Origin of the sequence: Leptospira harrisiae, assembly GCF_002811945.1 — a bacterium.
GTDB lineage: Bacteria > Spirochaetota > Leptospiria > Leptospirales > Leptospiraceae > Leptospira_A > Leptospira_A harrisiae.
The window spans coordinates 21,861-41,907 of record NZ_NPDX01000004.1 but is presented as its reverse complement, the minus strand read 5'-3'; the positions used below and the strand labels follow the sequence as shown (position 1 = coordinate 41,907).

The 20,047-nt window shown below is 36.7% G+C and carries 22 protein-coding genes; 10 read left to right on the top strand and 12 right to left on the bottom strand.

The window, feature by feature from the left end:
• Nucleotides 1-41: 41 nt before the first annotated feature.
• From CH364_RS13480 to CH364_RS13465, 4 genes are all read left to right on the top strand, one after another.
• Complete coding sequence (locus tag CH364_RS13480) at nucleotides 42-812, top strand: efflux RND transporter periplasmic adaptor subunit (RefSeq protein WP_100744407.1); 771 nt, start codon at nucleotides 42-44, stop codon at nucleotides 810-812.
• Nucleotide 813: 1 nt separating this feature from the next.
• Entirely contained in the window at nucleotides 814-2,067 is a 1,254-nt protein-coding gene (locus CH364_RS13475; protein WP_100744408.1) for an ABC transporter permease, read from the top strand.
• Nucleotides 2,068-2,736 (top strand): ABC transporter ATP-binding protein, encoded by a 669-nt coding sequence (locus CH364_RS13470; RefSeq protein ID WP_100744409.1) that lies wholly within the window; start codon nucleotides 2,068-2,070, stop codon nucleotides 2,734-2,736. It begins immediately after the preceding gene.
• Between the two features lie 95 nt (nucleotides 2,737-2,831).
• Nucleotides 2,832-4,004 (top strand): trans-sulfuration enzyme family protein, encoded by a 1,173-nt coding sequence (locus tag CH364_RS13465; protein WP_100744410.1) that lies wholly within the window; start codon nucleotides 2,832-2,834, stop codon nucleotides 4,002-4,004.
• Here CH364_RS13465 and CH364_RS13460 read toward each other — a convergent pair.
• The 8 genes from CH364_RS13460 to CH364_RS13425 form a co-directional block, all read right to left on the bottom strand.
• A complete protein-coding gene (locus CH364_RS13460) occupies nucleotides 3,964-5,181 on the bottom strand; it encodes a multiheme c-type cytochrome (RefSeq protein WP_243401396.1) in 1,218 nt (405 codons plus the stop codon). The genes CH364_RS13465 and CH364_RS13460 overlap by 41 nt on opposite strands.
• A gap of 27 nt (nucleotides 5,182-5,208) precedes the next feature.
• Entirely contained in the window at nucleotides 5,209-6,657 is a 1,449-nt protein-coding gene (locus CH364_RS13455; RefSeq protein WP_100744411.1) for a rhodanese-like domain-containing protein, read from the bottom strand.
• Nucleotides 6,658-6,665: 8 nt separating this feature from the next.
• Nucleotides 6,666-7,622, bottom strand: coding sequence for a hypothetical protein (locus CH364_RS13450; protein ID WP_100744412.1), 957 nt, complete (start codon nucleotides 7,620-7,622; stop codon nucleotides 6,666-6,668).
• A gap of 3 nt (nucleotides 7,623-7,625) precedes the next feature.
• Nucleotides 7,626-7,985, bottom strand: a complete 360-nt coding sequence (locus tag CH364_RS13445) for a hypothetical protein (protein ID WP_100744413.1) — start codon at nucleotides 7,983-7,985, stop codon at nucleotides 7,626-7,628.
• An 85-nt stretch (nucleotides 7,986-8,070) separates the two neighbouring features.
• Complete coding sequence (locus tag CH364_RS13440; RefSeq protein WP_100744414.1) at nucleotides 8,071-9,426, bottom strand: rhodanese; 1,356 nt, start codon at nucleotides 9,424-9,426, stop codon at nucleotides 8,071-8,073.
• Nucleotides 9,427-9,651: 225 nt separating this feature from the next.
• The gene (locus CH364_RS13435) at nucleotides 9,652-10,263 is read right to left on the bottom strand and encodes a helix-turn-helix domain-containing protein (RefSeq protein ID WP_100744415.1); all 612 of its coding nucleotides are present in this window, start codon (nucleotides 10,261-10,263) and stop codon (nucleotides 9,652-9,654) included.
• Complete coding sequence (locus CH364_RS13430; protein ID WP_243401397.1) at nucleotides 10,244-11,425, bottom strand: hypothetical protein; 1,182 nt, start codon at nucleotides 11,423-11,425, stop codon at nucleotides 10,244-10,246. Before CH364_RS13430 ends, CH364_RS13435 begins: the two co-directional genes overlap by 20 nt.
• 152 nt (nucleotides 11,426-11,577) lie before the next feature.
• The gene (locus tag CH364_RS13425; RefSeq protein ID WP_100744417.1) at nucleotides 11,578-12,054 is read right to left on the bottom strand and encodes a DUF4395 domain-containing protein; all 477 of its coding nucleotides are present in this window, start codon (nucleotides 12,052-12,054) and stop codon (nucleotides 11,578-11,580) included.
• Nucleotides 12,055-12,193: 139 nt separating this feature from the next.
• Between CH364_RS13425 and CH364_RS13420 the strand changes: the two genes are divergently transcribed.
• The 5 genes from CH364_RS13420 to CH364_RS13400 are packed head-to-tail and all read left to right on the top strand — an operon-like array spanning nucleotide 12,194 to nucleotide 16,965.
• Nucleotides 12,194-13,117 carry a sulfurtransferase gene (locus CH364_RS13420; protein ID WP_100744418.1) on the top strand — a complete coding sequence of 308 codons (924 nt, stop codon included), beginning with the start codon at nucleotides 12,194-12,196 and terminating at the stop codon, nucleotides 13,115-13,117.
• Complete coding sequence (locus CH364_RS13415) at nucleotides 13,075-14,430, top strand: multiheme c-type cytochrome (protein WP_100744419.1); 1,356 nt, start codon at nucleotides 13,075-13,077, stop codon at nucleotides 14,428-14,430. The genes CH364_RS13420 and CH364_RS13415 overlap by 43 nt, the downstream gene beginning before the upstream one ends.
• The gene (locus CH364_RS13410; RefSeq protein ID WP_100744420.1) at nucleotides 14,423-15,136 is read left to right on the top strand and encodes a glycosyltransferase family 2 protein; all 714 of its coding nucleotides are present in this window, start codon (nucleotides 14,423-14,425) and stop codon (nucleotides 15,134-15,136) included. The genes CH364_RS13415 and CH364_RS13410 overlap by 8 nt, the downstream gene beginning before the upstream one ends.
• The gene (locus CH364_RS13405) at nucleotides 15,126-16,409 is read left to right on the top strand and encodes an MptA/MptB family glycosyltransferase (protein WP_100744421.1); all 1,284 of its coding nucleotides are present in this window, start codon (nucleotides 15,126-15,128) and stop codon (nucleotides 16,407-16,409) included. The genes CH364_RS13410 and CH364_RS13405 overlap by 11 nt, the downstream gene beginning before the upstream one ends.
• A complete protein-coding gene (locus CH364_RS13400) occupies nucleotides 16,369-16,965 on the top strand; it encodes a TIGR04282 family arsenosugar biosynthesis glycosyltransferase (protein ID WP_100744422.1) in 597 nt (198 codons plus the stop codon). Before CH364_RS13405 ends, CH364_RS13400 begins: the two co-directional genes overlap by 41 nt.
• On the opposite strand, the gene CH364_RS13395 is transcribed toward CH364_RS13400, so the two are convergent.
• Nucleotides 16,962-17,438, bottom strand: coding sequence for an OmpA family protein (locus CH364_RS13395; RefSeq protein WP_100744423.1), 477 nt, complete (start codon nucleotides 17,436-17,438; stop codon nucleotides 16,962-16,964). The two genes, CH364_RS13400 and CH364_RS13395, sit on opposite strands and share 4 nt — an antisense overlap.
• Before the next feature lie 102 nt (nucleotides 17,439-17,540).
• Here CH364_RS13395 and lpxD point away from each other — a divergent pair, with 102 nt between their 5' ends.
• Complete coding sequence (lpxD, locus tag CH364_RS13390) at nucleotides 17,541-18,560, top strand: UDP-3-O-(3-hydroxymyristoyl)glucosamine N-acyltransferase (RefSeq protein WP_100744424.1); 1,020 nt, start codon at nucleotides 17,541-17,543, stop codon at nucleotides 18,558-18,560.
• A gap of 12 nt (nucleotides 18,561-18,572) precedes the next feature.
• Here lpxD and CH364_RS13385 read toward each other — a convergent pair whose 3' ends face one another.
• From CH364_RS13385 to CH364_RS13375, 3 genes are read right to left on the bottom strand one after another with little or no spacing between them, the layout of a single operon-like run.
• A complete protein-coding gene (locus CH364_RS13385; RefSeq protein ID WP_100744425.1) occupies nucleotides 18,573-18,920 on the bottom strand; it encodes an arsenate reductase family protein in 348 nt (115 codons plus the stop codon).
• Nucleotides 18,917-19,156: a hypothetical protein gene (locus tag CH364_RS13380; protein ID WP_100744426.1), complete on the bottom strand. Its 240-nt coding sequence runs from the start codon at nucleotides 19,154-19,156 to the stop codon at nucleotides 18,917-18,919. Before CH364_RS13380 ends, CH364_RS13385 begins: the two co-directional genes overlap by 4 nt.
• A gap of 38 nt (nucleotides 19,157-19,194) precedes the next feature.
• Complete coding sequence (locus tag CH364_RS13375; protein ID WP_100744427.1) at nucleotides 19,195-20,019, bottom strand: LIC_11366 family protein; 825 nt, start codon at nucleotides 20,017-20,019, stop codon at nucleotides 19,195-19,197.
• Between the last annotated feature and the right edge of the window lie 28 nt (nucleotides 20,020-20,047).

Here is a 20,047-nt window from a genome sequence, read left to right as displayed (position 1 = left end):
AGAATTTTCAAAAACTTTCGATCATTGACTATTGGGTCATCATGGATCGAAAAAAGTTATCTATTATTGCTTTCACCTTTGTAATCGTTCTAATCGTTACATCTTACTTTTTTTTTAGAAATTCTCAATCCAATCGTTTAAAAATAGAAAGGGGTTCTCTTGTGGAAGCGGTCTATGCTTTGGGAACTGTGAAACCTGTCGAAAGTTTTAGTTTGAAATTTGGTATAGCCGCTTCTGTAAGAGAAATTTTCGTGGAAGAAGGGCAAACGGTTACAAAGGGTCAGGCACTCCTTACAAATGATTCTGGAATCACATTTCGTTCCCCATTTACCGGCACCTTAACCAAGTTAAATGTGGCTAAAAATGAAACTGCGATGCCAGGGCTTCCTCTTTTAGAAATCCAGAATTTAAAAGAAGTCTATATATCTGTTTCCTTGGACCAAGAATCGGCATTACGAGTGAAACCAGGCCAGATCGTCCAACTTAGTTTTGAATCCATTCGAGGGAATGTATATAAAGGAAAGGTCGAACGAATTTATCCATCCAATGGTCAGTTTTTAGTGCGCATTGAACCTCATGAACTTCCACAAGGAATTTTACCGGATATGACAACAGATGTTGCCATTGAAGTTTCATCGAAAGAAAACGTCATCTTGGTCCCGTTAGTTGCTGTGGATCGAGGAAAATTAATTCGTTTTCGTGATGGGAAACGCGATAAAATAGAAATTCGAATAGGGGCAATCAATTCTGAATTTGGTGAACTCATCCAAGGAGATCTGAAAGAAGGCGACGAAGTATTGGTTAAAAACTAATATGTTATTCCTTGCGATTCGACAAATCCTTTCAAGACCACAACAATCGATTTTGACTTTGATTGGGATCGTACTTGGTACTGCGGGTTACATTGTATTTTCAGGAATTATGTTAGGATTCCAAGCTGTCATTACTGATCAATTGGTGAACTCGGATGGACAAATTAAAATTTCTCCCAAAGACGAACTCATTACGGAGAGAACTTTTGAAGATGTGTTTTTTCAAAACAAAACTGTTCGTTGGTTATCACCTCCTTCGGGAAGGACTGATAATTCCCGTTTAACGAATGTTCTTGGGTGGATGGACAAACTTTCGAATGACCATAGAGTTGTATCTTTTGTTCCACAGTTGACAAAAGAAGTGATTTTTGTGAATGGAAAAGCAACAGCACCGGCACGGTTTGTAGGAATTGATCCAAATATCCAACCCAAAGTTACCAATTTGAGTGATTATATTGTAGAGGGGAAACTCTCGGATTTGTCAAGGGGGACTTCTCTTGCCATCATGGGTGAAGGAGTTCTGAATAAACTGGGTGCAAAAATTGGTGATACAATTTCTGTGTATATTCCTGGAACGGATTTAATTCCTGTTAAGGTAGTTGGAATTTTAAGTACCGGAAACAGATTAGTTGATGATGTAACAGTTTATTCTTCTTTATCATCCGTACAAAGTATCACCAAATCCAGTGGAGAAATTTCGCAAATCATTGTAAAAATTAAGGATATCCGGATGGCCGCCGCCATTGCTGAGGACTTTCGCTACTTTAGCAAAGATAAGGTAGAAAGTTGGGACGAAGTAAACGCCAGTATTTTACAGGTGTTTAAAACCCAGGATATCGTCAGGAACTCAACGACATTTACTATCATTCTTGTTGTTGCATTTGGAATTTATAATATTCTAAATATGGTTGTGAACCAAAAGAAAAAGGAAGTAGCGATTCTTCGCTCTATTGGGTTTGATGAAAAAGATACGATCCAACTGTTTATTTTCCAAGGTTTGTTTCTGGGAACACTTGGTGCAATCATAGGAATTTTTGTTGGAATACTTGGGTGTTATTATATTGATGGAATTCCCATTGGAGATCCAAAACACAATTCGAAAGCACTCATGAAAACTATGATGATTTCTTGGGACTGGATGATTTATGTGAAAGGATTCTTTATAGCAGTCCTCAGTGCATCCATTGCAAGTTATATACCTGCACGTATGGCAAGTCGTCTTTCTCCTGTAGATATCATTCGTGGGGCAACTTAAATGTTAGGAATCGAAGCCAATCATATTTTTAAATCATTTGGTGAGCCACCTCAAGATGTGTTGAAAGATGTGTCTTTAGAAATTGGTGTGGGAGATTTTGTTGCACTGACTGGAAAATCTGGGTCAGGAAAATCTACTTTGCTTTATATTGTGAGTGGTCTTGATAACCCAACGAGAGGAGATGTCAAACTGAATGGAAGTTCCCTTGTAGGTATGGGAAGTAAAGAAATTCATACTTTGAGAAACCAATCGATTGGTTTTGTATTTCAATTTCACTATTTACTTCCCGAACTCACTGGACTTGAAAACATAACCATGCCAGCGAGAAAAACTGGATCACATAAATTGATCGAAGAATATGCTCTACATTTAATGGAGAATTTTTCAGTTTTACATTGTAAGGATAAGTTTCCAAGCCAAATGTCTGGTGGGGAAGGCCAGCGTGTTGCCATCGCACGTGCACTTGTACAAAAACCAAAATTTCTTTTTGCTGATGAACCAACTGGAAATTTAGATACGACTAATGGTGATAAGGTGATGGAAATTTTCAAAAAGATCAATCAAGTGGATGGAACCACAATTTTGTTTGTCACTCATGATCCCGATTACGCGGGTCTTGCCAGTCGTCGCGTTCATATGGTTGACGGTAAAATTGCAGAAATTTCTTGAAAATTCCGCTATATTAGTTTAATTCCGATTCTATAGCAGATATTTTCCAAAAAAAATGATGTGTTCGAACGTTCATCGCCAAACTTGGTAGAAGTATGTTTGAACACTTTGAAACTGACGCCATCCGCATCCAAACCAAAAGAACCGGGGAAAAAGAACATTCCACCCCGCTATTTTTAACTTCCAGTTTTGTTTTTGATGGTGCAGAACATGCGAGGGCGCTTTTTGCAGAAGAAGTTACAGGTAACCAATACACTAGGTTTTCCAATCCCAATACCACAGAGTTAATTGATAAAATGTGTTCTTTGGAACATACAGAAGATGGAATTGCCACTGCTTCGGGAATGTCTGCGGTTTTTACTTCAGTATTTGGTCTGGTTAAAGCTGGAGATCACATTGTATCTGCTCGGGCTATCTTTGGATCCACACATCAAATTTTTGCAAACATATTACCTCGATTTGGTGTGACCACTACTTATGTTGACATCAACAAACCAGAGTTATGGGAATCAGCATTCCAAGAAAATACAAAAATTGTTTACATTGAAACACCTTCCAATCCAGGACTTGATATAGTAGATTTAGTATGGGTTGCGGCGTTATGTAAAAAGAAAAAAGCAATTCTCATTGTTGATAATTGTTTTTGTTCTCCATATATCCAAAGACCCGCTGATTTTGGAGCCGACATTGTAATCCACTCTGCAACAAAATATTTGGACGGTCAAGGTAGAGTGATTGCTGGTATCATTTTAGGAAAAAAAGAATATATCCAACCAATTCGATATATGGCAAGAAATACTGGCCCATCCTTATCTCCAATGAATGCATGGATTATCTCAAAAAGTTTAGAAACTCTTGCGGTAAGAATGGATAGACATTCTGAAAACGCAATGAAGTTGGCCGAATTTTTAGAACAATCAGCCGATGTTGAATTAGTTAGGTATCCTTTTTTGCCAAATGATCCTGGTTATGCGATTGCCAAAAAACAAATGAAATCAGGTGGAGGAATTGTTTCTTTTGTCATTAAAGGCGGAGTGGAAAGAGCAAGAAAATTTTTAGATTCTTTAAAGTGGTTTTCTCTTACGGCAAACTTAGGAGATACAAGAACCACTGTGACTCATCCAACATCAACGACTCATTCAAAACTAACGGAAGCAGAAAGGCAAGCAGTAGGAATTTTGCCAGGGCTCATCCGAGTGTCTGTTGGATTAGAACATATTGATGATATCATTGCGGAAGTGAAACAGGCACTCGCCAATTCAAAGTAAACAATAGGTAACGAGAGTTCTTTTTTTCAAGGAGGGACTCTTCTAATATTTTTTTCGAATGTTTGGAGAGTAAATTTTTTTTTGAAGTTAACTGTTCTTCGAAACTTCGAATGTACTGTTCATCAGGATTTACTTCAATTTCCCAAAGGAATTCTTGGATTGAATGGTCTCTTGGTTTGTATTCAAATTGAACCAAAAGACTTCCATTCGGTTTGATCCTTGTATCAAAATATTCTTCATTTAAATCTGTATTTACAAATCTCCCTATCATTGACTCATCTAAAAGAATCCGAGTGTTTTGGTTTGTAATCGCATAAAAACGTAAATAGATCTTTGGAACCACATACGTTGGAAACATGTGACCAACCCCGACGGATTTGAGTTCGGCTTTGACAGAATAAGTTCCATCTTTCTCTGTGATTTGCCAATGAGGTAATACAGAGTTTTGCACAAAAGTTTTATCATGGATTCCTTTCCAGGAATGTTCCCGGTTAGGCATATGACAGTTTTGACACTGGACTCCATTTTTTGCAAATTGACTATTTTCCCATTCGGAATATACCTCCATCAGCTTTTTCCCGTTTAAAATCACTCCGTCTTTTTTACTTTCATGGCAGGACTTACAAAAATTTGAAGATTCAAATTCAGTTTTCACCACATATCCGTTATGTGGAAGTTTATCATTCGGTTTACTGTTGTTTGTGGCTAAGTTTGTTTTTGGTGGTGGGCCAAATCGAACTTGGTTACGGATATGACAAGAGGCACAAATGATTGATGGGTTTTTGATTCCATCGGGAAAGTTATGGATTTTTGAATTTAAAATCTCTTTAGTTTGGTATCCATTGGAAAGTTCTGCCTTGGTCTCAGGGAGAGGAGAGTGACAATGAAAACAGGAATTGTATTCTTTCTGAGGTAATATTTCTTTTTGCCATAACAATCCTTTTCCAATAGATTTTGCGTGAAAACTTTTTTCCCAATTTTGAAATTGTTTTGTATGACAAGTGCCACAAGCGTTTGGAACCATATTTTTTTCTAAAGGAGAAAAGTGAGAAGGAGGAATTCCTTGTGTTTGAATGGGATGATTCCAGTGTGATTCGATAAAATTCGAATCGGAACAACTTACGAACATTGTGGTCAATAGAAAAATGTTCGTAAGTTGGAAGTTTAAAAATCTCATACCTATCCGTAAATAATAGGAATTGGATTATCCTCCGCAAGCATTTCCACCACCACCGGAAGGAGCTCCACCGCCACCGCCAGAAGATCCACCGGATGATGAACCACGTAAAAATGCTTTGTCTTCTGTTCTCAATTTATTTGCAGTCTTTGAATACTGTCTTGAAATATCGAGTTGGAAATTGGGAACATTGTTGTCTGCATTTGCTGTATTATTCTCCGAAAGAGTGACAATGTCTGTCCTCCAATAAGAAGCCGGTTGTGTGATGGCACTGGGGCTTGAACCTGACGCAGGAGTTCGTAGGCCGAGAGCACCAAATTGTTTCCATCCACCTTCATACAATCTTGTTGGTTTTCCAAGTATTTGGTGTAATACAAACCAAACAAGAGATCCTTTTGTTGCATCTTCCCCATAAACATAAATTTGTTTGTTCGTTTGGTATCCTGTATTGTTCAGATATGTTTGGAGTTGTGCGAAGGATTTGAATTGAAATGTAGTTCCGTCATACAAATCAGTAGGAACTAAATTAGAGGCAGACTTAACTCGTCCTTCATAAGTAACCACGCAAGTATTCGTAACAAAGGTTGAATTTGTTTTAGCTGTACAGTTTGTATACTTTGATCCAGATGCAGTTGAGTTGGTAGTTCCTGTATAAGAAGCATTTGGTCGACCATCAATGATGAAAAAACCTTCAGACGGAATAGGGTCAACTTCTTCTAAGTTGGTGTTTCCGTTTTTAATTGCATGGATTAAATCTCCGATTGTCAGTTGCAAAACAGTTTGATCGCGATAAAGTGTTTTGATACTCCCTGCACGATTACTATTTGCGTAGGTATAGGATGGAGTTGTAAATATACTACTTGCCGCTGTTAAATCCGCAATGGAACCATTAAGGATGGCCAACCTTTCTTTTGGGAACCCCCAATATAGTAAGGAATAATAAGCAAAAGTTGCAGATGAAAGATTTGTTAGAGAAGACGTATCTTGTGCAAATACTATATAGTCTATTGCTGGATCAATTCCGTATATTGCAAAAAAATCAGATATTTTTTTTCCTTTTGGGACTACTCCATCAATTGCTAAAACACCATCATCTCTCGTGTCTGTCAGTAACTCAGGCAAATTTGCAATTGGATATGCATATGTTTGTTTTCCATCAAAGAAAACATAACGTCCACTCGCTCCAGAAGTTTGAATTTGAAAAACAACCAAATTCCCTGAAACTCCAGTAGGCCGGTTATTGCTCCAGTTTGATAAAAAACGAGAGAACTTAGTTGAGGTAATGATTCCGCTGTCATTTAAATTAAAATCAGAATTGGATAAAGTCGCAAGCTCTGATGGCAAATACACTCGAAATAAAAATGGAGTCAGATCAAGTTTCAAACTCTGTGGTAAAAACAGATATTCTGGTTGACCGTTGCAACCAAGAATTTGGAAAAATAAAACAGTGAGTATTGTTAAGTATTTAAGTTTCATAGGTAACCTCAAAGATTGTATGGAAGTGTTGCAGCAAAACCCACAGTTTTTAATCTCGCTGTGTTGTAGCCCGCAATCGTTTCAGAATAAAACAATGTATAAAAATTTCCAAAACTGTCTGAATAACTCAGACCAACTTCGGCGTTATGGAAATCTTCCTTTCTTCCCCATGCAGGCCGTTCATTCTGTACGTAAAGATCATAAGGGTTGATTCCATAGATTGATGGTTGAGGGTAACGGACCATATTCAACGGAGGTTGTTGTCTTGGATCTGCATAAGCATAACCACCTTGTCCCACTTGGCCACGTAAACCAACCGTCAAAAACAGAGATTCAAAGAATCGTTTATAAATAGCGGAGTAGTAAAGTATATCATCGGGCACTGGATTTTCTCTTTTCCTATAGGAAAATTCACCTAATGATCCAAGTCCCCAAACTCCAAAATCTTTTGCTAAGTATAAATTTACCTCACCGCCACTTGCACCATCTCCGAGAGATTGTGGGTTACGATCATAATCTCCGCGTTTGATACCGCCTATACGAAGAGATATAGTAGGCATCCATCTATATTTTGAATCGAATTCGTCTAGAATTTTATAACGGAGACCAAATCTTGTATCCATAAATCCGTATTTATCTGGAACATCTGGTGTTTGTTGTAAACCTAAATACCTGTTAAAAACTCTATGGCGTCCAAGTTTACCAAATCCTAAAGTTAGATCTGCTGTAAGTCGATCTGTGATTCCGTATTCCAATGCTAAATTTGCAACCGACAAACGAACGTTATCATCATACTTGGCTTTTTGTCCCGCTAAAAAAGCACTATCGTATTCGGAGTGAATAAAAACTGGACGAACCCAAAGTTGCCTCTCATATGGTGCCCATGCTTGTTGGGCATAGATACTTGAAGTGGCAAAGAATATTAAAAATGAAACAAATTTTATAATATTAAAGAAAGATTTCATAACTTACTCCTTCTTTTTTTCTGGAAGTTTCACATTGAATCTAACTTGAACAAAATATTCGAGCGCCTGAAGTTGTTCTTCTGTAAGTTTTCCCGAAAAGTCAGGTAGATTGACTCTTCTTTTTTCAGTGTTTGGTAAACTTCCCTGTAAGTATTCCAAACGTTCTTCCTGTTCAACTAACTTAACGTTTGCTTGTTTTTCTAAAGTAATGTCTTGATTGTAAACGGCTTTTCCGAGGTGGTATTTTTCTCTATCCTGGCCTTGAGGAATATTAGCAATTCCTCCTCCACCAATTCCTCCGGATGCACTTACGGATGTGATTAGTATCAACTGAATTGATATAAGTTTTAATAAATTCTTCATATAACTTTCCCTGTTGTATCGATTTATATATTTTGCTTCGAGGGATAATGGAACATCCCCCGAACTTTGTTTTTCTATGTTTGTATTAGCGTTTGTAAGCTTTGTCTTCTTCTACAATCTTTCTTGAAGTTGTTGCGAAGGTATTAAGATTTGTCGGAAGACTTGGATCAACATCGCCTGCTACGTTATAGGTGATCACTTCAGATAATTCTGGAACATCAGTTCGGAATGGAGAATCCGAAGGTAATTTTGGAGCAGGTCCACCACCTGTCAAACTACCCCATTCAATCCAACTTCCATCATAGTAGGTAGAAGGATATCCTAGGATGGCAACGTAAGAAAATCCAGTCACCTGCGATCTGTTATTTGTTCGGCAAAGCTGAATAGCAGTTTGTCCAACTTGGTAACCTTTGGAATCGTAATATGCTTTTAGAGTAGCTTTTGGCAAAAAGCGAAATTCTGTGTCGAGTAAATCAGTCCACTTTACTTCTTTTGCACCTTTAATTCTTCCTTCAAAACCTACATATTTTCCTGCAACTTCAGAAGCGGTACTTTTAATCACACCGTTGTATTCATTGCTTGTTCCTGATGATGACCGTGCATCAGAAATAAACACGCTAGAAGTAAGCCCGGCAACAGTGACATTGTTAGGTGCCTTTACAGCTTTGATTACATCTTCCAAAGGCAACATAAGAATTGTATTGTCTACTCTTAGCGATTTGACAGAGTAACGGTTTGTAAAACCTGGAGGTGTATTGGTAGTGGAACTGAAAGGAACAAAATTTCCATCAGTGACTGCAAGCCGAGGGAGTGTGCCATTAAGGAAAGCTAAGTTTTTAGCATCAAATCCCCAGTAACGGAACGTATAAAATCCACGCAGTGTTCCCTGCACATGGCTATTAGCGTTGGCAGAAGAAACAAAAACAACTAAGTCATTGATTGGATCGATTCCATAACGATTCAAAATCGAATCAACTTTTGTTCCGTTTGCAATAATGGAAACTGTATCGCTAAGTCCACTATTCCTTTTTTGACTAAATCCATCACCGCCATCAAGGGCACTTGCTCCGTCAGCAAACGTAAAGCTATAGACAACGACATTGTCTCCGTTTCCGGCAATGTATTCTTTACCAGAAGTGGCGCTGGGCCCGTTTTGTAAGATTACTAATTTACCATTGATTCCTGCGGGTTTGGTTCCAGCCCAATTGTTTACCCACTTACCTAAAGTAGACGGTGTGATGAGACCATACTCATTTAGATTGTAATCGTCGTTTGATTCTTTGGCTAACTCGGCCGCAGTGTTCACCTTAATTCCAGAAGAAAGGGCTAGGGCTGCTAAGAGTAAACTTTCAGCATTGTTATTTTTATTGGCTCCACCGCAGGCTCCGATGAACCCCGCGGTAATAAGAGCAATCAGTTTGGAAACTAGATTGGTTTTCATTTGTAAATCCTTAGATTGTATTCCTGTTTTTCCTTTGTAGGGGTTGCACCAGAGGCAAAAACATGGTAAGGACAGCTAAAAAAAATGTGAGAAAAGCAAAAACTGTAAATCTTATATATTGAACATAAAGTCTTTTATAACGTATAATATATTCTCGGGATGTACAGTCTTTTGATTGTGGCGCTTTTGGGAAAATTGGAAAGTCAGTGGGCTCCTATTGAGATTCTATCTTGTTTTTTTGGAAGCGATCCAAAGAAATTTGGACTCTTCTTGGAAATCATTTTCGATCGATTCCAATTCCGAAATTGGAAAGAAAGCACTATCGGATGTTTCTAATAATAACTCTTTTGTTTTAAGTTTGATTTTCGATTGGCCACTGACTTGGTAGATTTTGATATCGAATGCGGTAGGCAAATGTCCAAATTGTGTGACCTTTCCCGTTGTTAGTTTCCATTCAACAATGCTCAAGCGGTCTCTTTCTTCCTGGTAAAAAATACGAGATTCTGCTGTATTTTTCGGAGAAATCCAACGCCTTCCTTCGTTTGATCCGATGAACCTGGGGGATTGGGCAAATAAATCTGGTATCATTTCACCAATAGGAATTCGTAATGACTTGGACAATTTCCATAAGATTCCAATGCTTGGAGTGGTTTTTCCCGATTCGATCAGTCCTAGCATTCCTCGACTTACAGTTGATAGCTGTGAAAGTTTTTCCATAGATAAACCTAATTCCAGCCTTCGCCTTTTTAAGGTTTCTCCTAATACAACTGTCAGCACTTCATCTACATTTCGTTCGTTTTCTGTTGTGGCCGAAAAACTATCTATTTCTGTTTCCATACCCAATACTTCCCTTTGGGGATATGTTTGATATATTGGATAGTTTGTAAAGTAAAATGAATATTTGTTTGAAATACAGTGCTAGACAAAACAGTGAAACAGTGGCTTCCATGAGGAGGATTTGGTCCGGAATTTCGTAGAAATAGGTAAATTCTAACCCCAACCGGATTTTCGTTAGATACGATAACTGTGGAATTGCGATCAAAACCCATGGGAGGATGGTTCGGGAAGGGTTGGTGACCAAAATAGGAACAAGAATTAAAAAATACCAAGGGTTGTTTACGGGAAGCAAACAAAGGAATAAATAACTATATAAAAAGTAGAATTCATAATGGAGGATAATTTGTTTGAACTTTTGGAATCGATTTTTTTTCTCTAAGGCAATCAGAACATAAACTGTCATCGTAAGTAACTGTAATAAAAATGGAAAAACCTTTAAGTCTACCGTTCCAAATAATTTCCAGAATGGTTCATAGAATTGATTAAATTTAAAATATGCGCCAAACTTAAGTAAATTGGAAACTCCAAAATCGAAAGTATTCGGAAATAGAATGTAGTAGATTAAATAAAAAACAAAAAATCCAATACAAAAAGTAAGTATAATTTGTATCCATGTGACAAGATTTTTTTTCCATTCCTTAAACTCAAATGATGAAATTAAAAAAAGTGTATAGAGTAATGAAAATATTTTAATGTGGACACCTAAACCTAAAACAAAACTTGCGAGGTATTGTTTTTTTTCTTTTATCAATTGAAAAGAAACTAAAGACAACGATATTACTAAAACCTCAAAATGATAATTTACATAAACTTCTTTGATTAGGATTGGAAAAGTCCAATACAATAGCATTGGTTTGGTGAACTTTCCTTTCGAAAAAAATAAAAAACTAAAAGTTTCTAGAAAGAGATAACTAAATTTTAAAAAAAATCCAGAAAAATCAACGGAAAATAAGGCAAAAAATAACAAAACAAAAGGACTATAGATAGTGGTCCAATCAGGATGATTGATTTGAGATAATACTTCTATTTCGTTCTCAGAAATATTCGGATTTTGAAAATGAGTTAGAGGAGTGGTTTCGTAAGGTGATTCTCCATTTCGAATGAGATTTCCTTCCCATAAATACCGCGACCAATCGTCTTCCCAAATGGGAGAAAGAAACATACACAGGATTCTGATTGCGAATCCAAAAACAAAAATTAAAAGAGACTGGTTTCTAAAAAATTTTTTAGGTAAGGTTACCATCCCAAAAAAGGAAATGGTAACCAATAAAAACAATGAGAAAAGAAACCATTGTAACAATGTTTTTTACAAACTTATTTATTGAAGTTTAGGTTATTACATCGTTCACAAATTTCCACTGGAATCACACCCAGCTTCATCAATAATCCGAATGCAAAACAACCAGCGCACCAACCTAAAAAGGATTCCAGTGATGCAAAAAAAACGAGTGTCGCAAGAGTGATTTGGTAAGCCAAGGAATAACCCAAACTATAAAATACAATCGCACTAAGACTAAATAAAAATCCAATCAATTGCGCAAATCGTTTTGGCGGCCCCGCCGTTCCCACAAAAGAAATGCCTAGCCATGGCACTAAGTATCTAGAAGTGAAAAAAGCAAAAGGTTCAAACTTGGGTCCATAGCTGAGTCTTAATAGAAAACCTAATAATAGGAGTCCAAGTACATATACATTGGGAAATAAGATGGAAAAAACACCTAGGAATACGACTGTTGAAGCAACAATCCTTGTGACATTTTCATTGACCACGTCCGGATAGTATCCAATTTTCATATTGCCCTCCATTTGCATCCAAAGTACGGAGAGGGTAGTTATGGACAAGGAAAATTCGCTTTATTGGATGAAATATTTATTTTATTGACGAAATTTCGTCTTAGAAGAGAAAGATTTTAAAAAACAGGAGGGTATCTTCGTGAAAGTACTACGTGGCTACGGGATTTATCTATTTTCTTTGTCTCTACTTTGGGCTTTTTGGCTCCAACTCAGCGCAGGACCCAAAGCACAACCGCAAGAAATCAAAGACACTCCTTGGTTTATTTCAAAAGAATCTTCAATTCCATTCTCTAAGTATACAATCCTTGACACTCGGTCTTCCATTCACCGGTGGAAAGATAAGGTTCCTGGTTCTAAAGTCATCACCTGGGAGGAACTATCTAGAACGGATGCTCCGCATAAAGGCGAATTGTTAGAATTAAAATTGGTTCGTAAAAAAATAAATGATCTTGGAATCAAAACAAATGACAATATACTTGTATTAGGTGATGGTGCAAGCGGATGGGGTGAAGAAGGGCGAATTGTTTGGAGTTTACGGGAGACAGGTTTCTCACAAGCCTACTGGTTAGAGGGAGGATTTGATACTTACCAAAAAGAAATTCTAAAGAAAACAGATACGAAACCTAAAGATAACCAAGAATTAACAACAGAAACATCAAAAAGAAATTCAAACCAAACGTACCTGATTCAAAAAGAAGAAATTGTAAAAGGATTACCATTAAAAAAGTACCAAATCCTTGATACTCGGGAGCCAAGAGAATATTCGGGAGCCACTCCATATGGGGAAACCAGAGGAGGTCATATCCCTGGTGCAAAGTCTCTGTTTTACCAAGAATTATTTGATGCCAAGGGAAATATTAAATCGAAAGAAGAAGTGGATTTATATTTAAAACGTTTGGGAATCCAAAAAGAAAAACCTGTTGTGGCTTATTGTACGGGAGGGATTCGTTCTGCTTTTGTCGTTGGAATTCTTCGTACGTATGGTTATAATGCTTACAACTATGCGGGTTCTATGTGGGAATGGTCTTACGATCCGAAACTACCTTTGGAAATTGGAAATTGAAACGAAATATTTACATCTCTTTTTTTCTTTTTCTTGTTTTAAGTGCATTTGTTTTTATTTATCTCAACCAAAGAGAAATCCCCATTGAACAGGTGTTTCCTGGAAGAGTTTGGGCTAAACCAATTGAAAATCTTCCTGATTTAAAAGCGGTTGGAGCTCCCACTGCCAAAAATTGTGGAAGCTGTCATGTCGAAATTTATGAAGAATGGAAACGCTCTACCCATGCCAACGCTCTTTCTGATATTCAATTTCAGTCTGAATTAGCAAAACCAAGTTCGCCAAAATGGGTCTGTTTGAATTGCCATATTCCTATCCAAAACCAAAGGGAAACGATCATCACTGGACTAAAAAATGGAGATTATTTCCGACCAATAGAAATTGCAAATCCCAGTTTTAACCCAGAAATGAAAGAAGAGGGAGTTACATGTGCCACTTGCCATGTACGTACGGATTCTGAAACAAATCAGAGTTATGTGATTGGAGGGACAGGTGGAACCTCACCTCCTCATCCTGTAAAAATTGATCGTCAACAATTATTAAGTCGTTGTTATGATTGTCACAACGAGACGTATAAATTAAATGAATCACTTGTTTGTTCCTTCCAAACTGGCACTGAGTTAAACGCAACTAAGTCAAAAGAATCTTGTTCTTCTTGTCACCAGCCTGAAGTTCGCCGGTCTTTCGTAAAACCATCCTTACACAAACCAATACGAACTTCACACAAACATGGATTTATTGGAGGAGGAGTTCCTAAATCTTTTGACTTGTATTCTGATCAAATTCGATTAGGTTACAAACCTGGATTAGCTCTTTCAAACATAAAAATAGAAAACAATTCTGTCGAGTTGATTCTAACTAATGTTAATGCAGGTCATCATGTCACTACGGGAGATCCTGAAAGATTTTATCGACTTACACTTGTTGGTCTAGATAAAACTGGTAAAACAATTTTAAAAGAGGAAACCACTATAGGTCAAGAATGGTCTTGGTCTCCTTCGGCAAAAAAAGTCAGTGATTCTCGGATTCCATCTGGAAAAGAATTTGTTTGGAAATTTAGTCAGACTAATCCTTCTATAGAAACTTATCTTTTCCAGGCAGTTCATGTTCGTTTAAAAGATAAAACATCTGACTATATGATACTATCCTCAGGGTACCTTTCCTCCCCTTATAAAGAAAAAGTCGAAAACATAAAAGATTTGTATCCTCATAGTTCCATTGTCATTGAATCAACTTACCAATTGAAAACCAAATTCAGAAAAGATACTCCATTAGAAGAATTATTTCGAAGGAATCAGCAGAGAAAGGGTGAATAAAGTTCTTTGTATCATACCAGCAAGGGACGAAGAAGAGGGCATATCACGTGCGTTAAATGGTCTTATTTCAGGTTCGGGATTAGATAAATCTCAGTTTATCGTTGTAAACAATGCTTCCAAGGACAAAACGCCGGAGATTGTGAAACAATTGGGTTTATTGTTACTGGATTGCCCGGAAATTGGATACGGAAATGCCTGTTTGGTGGCAATAAATTGGATCAAAAATTTAGAACAGGAACCTAAATACATTTTATTTTGTGATGCCGATGGTTCTGATGATCCCTCTGACATTCAAAAATTAATACGAGTGATTGAGGAATCAAATGCAGATTTAGTGATTGGTTCCAGAACCATTGGAACTGTTGAAATAGGGGCATTGTCTCCAATTCAAATCTTTGGAAATGCTCTTACTTGTTTTTTGATATTCTTGTTTTTTCGACTCAAATTTACCGATATGGGTCCACTTAGGATTGTAAAATATTCTGCTTTTCAAAAATTACAGATGCAAGATCCAACTTGGGGATGGAATATTGAAATGCATGTAAAGGCTTTGCAATTGGGTTTCGATGTTCGTGAAATTTCTGTGAATTATCGAAAACGATTTGCAGGTATTTCAAAAATTTCGGGAACCTTTTCTATGTCTTTTCGTGTTGGTATTAAAATTTTATACACTTTTTTTCGGTTGTTAGTTTTTCGTGCCCATTAGTCGCCAAATATTAAAAATTCTATTGTTTTTGATTTATCCAATCCTTCTATATGTTTCGGTTCATTTTGGAAATCGAAATGATTTCGGTGTTATCTTTGCAGTGGCTTTTGTTTTGCCTTTGTATTTTTATTTTTTATCAGACATTGTCTCTTTATTTGGGAATCGATTTTTACTTTTTTGGTCGTATGGAATTTTTTTGCGAGTTGTTGTGATTGGTTCTCCGGCAGTATGGAGTGACGATATCTACCGATATTTATTTGATGCAAAACTTTTATTGAATGGTATCTCTCCTTATCATCATACTCCCAGAGAAATTATGGGATTGCATAATACATCCAATCTCGGATTAGATTTTTTGTTTCTGAAAATGAATAGTCCCGATTATTATTCCGTATATCCTTTGTTATTGCAGTGTTTTTTTTCATTAGGAACCTTGGTTGGTTCGTTATTTGCAAATAGTTTGGTTGGCGTACAAATTATGTTTGTTCTGTTTGAATGTATTAATTTGTGTTTTATTCGAAAGTTATACCCGGATAACAATAATAAAACGTATTGGTTGTATTTTGGAAATCCGCTCGTGATCATTGAAGGTGTTTCACAAATGCACCCAGAAATATTACTTGTCACTGGATGTTTATTTTTATTGGTTATAAAGATTTATCGTTTTGATTTGTTTTCTTTTTTTCTTTTAACACAATTGAAATTTAATGTTTTTTTATTTGCCTTAGGTTTTCGAGGAGATAAAAAAGATAGGACCATCTTACTTCTTCTGATCATTTTTTCTCTTTTGATTTGGAAGATAACTGTGTTTTCTGAATTTATGTTGCAAGGAAGTGCAGGGATTGGACTTTTTTTTCATTCCTTTCGATTTGCTGGAATTTTAGAACCTTTTTTCTACTTCATTCTTTCTTTATTCCGGGTTGAGTATTTGTCAGGGGTCATATCTTTTTCCGTTCTTGGATTAACGATCGTTTATCTACTCAAACAAAATTTTTTCAAGAAGTTCACCCTGGTTCATGTGTTTTTGATACTTTATTCAATGTTTCTTTTGTTTTCCCCAGTGGTTCATCCTTGGTATTGGATTCTATGGGTATTTTTTTTGGTGGGAAACAACAAAGCAGAGTGGATTGTTTCAATCATTGCCTTTTTAGCATTTTTATCTTACGGATTGTATGTATATTATAGTTTTGTTTACATCCATTGGATGATTTCAATTTTGATTTTAGGGTTTTATGGATACAAACAAATTAATCATCTTCGCAAAACAACCTGAGTTAGGAAAAGTAAAAACACGTTTAGCCGTTAGTATTGGCGATTCCAAAACATTACAAATTTATTTTGAACTTCTTGAAATTACAAAAAAGGTAACATCCGTTTTTGAAGCAGAAAAAATAGTATATTGGGATCATTTACATCTTAAAAATTCTTTGAGATTTGAATTTGGGTATGCAACGAAAGTCCAAGCGGAAGGAGATCTTGGATTTAAAATGAAAGTTGCCTTTCAGAATGAATTTCAAAATAAGTTAGGAAAGATTGTGATTATTGGAACCGACTGTCCTTTCTTGACAAAAGAAATTTTTGAAAAAGCCTACTCGGCTTTGGATGAATCTGATTTTGTAATTGGTCCCGCAACGGATGGTGGCTATTATCTTTTGGGAATGAAAGAATTTTATCCCTTTGTTTTTAATTCTATTCCCTGGAGCACAAATGAGGTTTTAACTCTAACTCTACAATCCATACAAAAAAACAAAAAAACTGTCACTTTATTATCAGAACTAAATGATATTGATGATATCGATGACCTTAAAAATTGGAATGAGTCTTATTAAGGAAGGGCTTGGATTTTTATCTCTACTCGCCTGTTGAGTGCTTGGTGTTCTTTCGTTTTGTTAGGTGATTTTGAATTCCCATAAAACAATCTTCTGATTTGGTTTGGTTCCACAAAATGAATCAAAAAGAAACGTTCCACTTCTAACGACCTTTTTTCGCTAATGGAAATATCATCCTTGGCGGTTTTTCCTTCATTTGCGTGCGCATAAATATATACTTCATAATTTCGATTTTGATTTAGATAATCTGCTGCTATTTGTAGCCGAACTAAATCTGATTTGGATATTTTTGAAGAATGATTGGAAAAGTAGATTGTAAATGACTTTTCATCAACAGCCTGATCTGTCTTTTGATATGGGTTTTCAAAGACAAATCCATCTTGCGCTACTAAACTCTCCGTGAATAAACAATATTGAACGGTGTAAGTTAACAAAAGCAAACGAATGCTTTTCTTTAAAAGTAGATGTCGCATAGTCTAATCATCGGATAGTTTGAAAATTATCAATATGATAGATTTTAAAAATGTGATTGAAATATGTCCCTTCCAATTATTTTTCAAGTGTAAGGTGTTTGAATGAAACTAAAGGAATTAGCTGAACAATTAGGTGCAAGTTTCACCGGCTCTGGTGATTTAGAGATCAATGGAATCAAAGATTTGGAGCACCATACTCCTGTAGATCCCAATAGTATATATTACGTAGCATCCAAAAAATATTTAGCAAAACATAAAAAAGCATCGGACGTAAAAGTGGCTTTAACTGTCGACTCACTTGCTTCACAATTTCCTAATGCAATCATTATCCCTGAAGAAGGTTCTAAAGTAAAATTCATTCAAGTTGTATCTTTGTTTGAAAAAAAACCAAAATACACTTCTTTTATTTCTCAAAAAGCCAGCATCCATCCTTCCGCCAAACTGGGAAAAGATGTAACAATTATGGATTTTGCCGTGATCCAAGAGAATGTAGTCATTGGAGACAAAGCAGTCATTTACCCTAATGTAGTTTTGGAACCAAATGTAGAAATCGGAGACGAGACGATTTTAAAATCGGGAGTTGTTGTTTATTACAACTGTAAGCTAGGAAAAAGAAATTTGATCCATTCTAATACTGTCATTGGTGCCGATGGATTTGGTTTTTATGACTATGCAGGAGTGCGATACAAAGTCCCTCAGATTGGAAATGTCGTCATTGGTGACGAAGTGGAAATGGGTGCTCATTGTACTGTGGATAGAGCAGCTCTTGAATCCACCACCATCGGGAATTTTACAAAATTTGATGACCATGTCCATGTCGGTCACAATTGCCGTGTCGGTAATTATGTTTATATCGCAGGTGCCACTGTCCTTGCAGGTTCTGTCACCATCGAAGATGGATGTTTTCTTGCCGGGCAGTCTGCTGTTGCCGAACACCTAACAATGAAAAAAGGTTCGATTCTTATGGGACTTTCAGGTTTAACGGAAGATTCTAAAGAAAAAACAGCTTACTTTGGAATTCCTGCAAGGCCAGCCTTGGAAATGCATAGAATTCACAGTTCTTTACCTGCTTTACCTGAAATTGCGAAGGATTATTCAAAACGAAAAAAATTGGAGTCTTAAAGACTTCTTCTTTTATTTTTTAGATTCTAAGATCCATTGTTTCCAGACATCTGGAACAAATCCGATGGTGGCACGTTTCCCATCGCGAACGATTGGTGTTTTGAAGAGAAGGGGGTTTGTAAGTAGAGCCTCTTCTTTATCGTATAACATGTATTTTAGATTTTTGTCTTCGTAAACTTTGGATTCCGTATCAATCAAGTCATCTAAACTCACACTGCCTAAAATGGAGCGAAGTTCCCCTTTGCTCATTTCTTTTTCTTGTAAGTTGATAAACTGAAAAGTCACACGACGTTCTTGGAAGAACAACTGTGCCTTCTTAGTTTCTTTGCATTTTTTTGTTCCGAAGATTTGGAGATTCATCCAAAAATAGACTTTTTGAAATCTTCTAAAAGAGGTTCTGGACCCGACAACATCAATTCGATTTGGTCTTTGTCCAAATCATACATGACATGTGCTTGTAGGTATAAAGTGAATTCTTCTGCAGAAACTTTTTTGGCATCGAAGTTTTCTTTTAGAAAGTTATACCAAGCAGCAAGGATGACTTTTTGGTGAGCCAGTTCTTTGATACCAATGGTAATGATTTTAGAAGGTTTCATGTAATTTTGTTAAAATTGATACTTTAAGCAATGGATCGTCAATCTAAAAACCTTTGGAAGACTGAAAAATAAAGAATCCATGAACCCGTGTTCATATCTAATCTTCGAAAAGTTTGTGCAGTGCTCACAGTGGCATCAAGGATTCGAGTGTCATCAATCACTCCTACTTTCCCATCTGCCCGAATATAGAAGCTTGAGGTTTCTCCATTATAATTCCCGCTGAACTTATCAATGGCGACATGGTGGTATCCAAGACCAATTTGAAAAAAAGTATTGTCGTATAACCGGTGATTGATGGCTGTTTCTGCTCGATAAGCAAGCCCACTCCCTCGAAGTCTACCTTTTTGATTGAAGTATTGGGTATCGGGTGCAAGTTCACCTACAGAATATCCTCTTATGTTCCAATCGGCAGAGGTAAATCCAATTCCCAAACCATTTTCCCATTCCCAATTTCGAAAGATGGGCATTGTAAAGTAATACATTCCGAGAACATGGTAGGAGTAAATTTCAGACCTTAGTTTCGTATAATAGAGGTCGCTTGTAACTTCGGTTAGGTGAAGCATCTGCCAATCATTTCTTCCTACAACAAATCCAACCCTTGACCTTGAGTCTAAAAGAAAACGAACAAAACCTTCATACAAATTGGTGGATTTTCCTCCGCTCAAACTGACATCAGAAAACACCAATGGATTGAAGGTGGAAGAGAACTGTTTTAGGTCACCATCAAACCGACCAGGAATTCTTTCTCCAGCACCATAACGCATCCCCACTTCGATCCCAGAGGGTTCGGCGACCAAGTTGCCGAGGACAAGAGAAGAAATCATAAAAACCAGAAGCGAAAGGATCACAATACATCTTGACATAACAATTTCATCCAATTTCGTGAGGAAG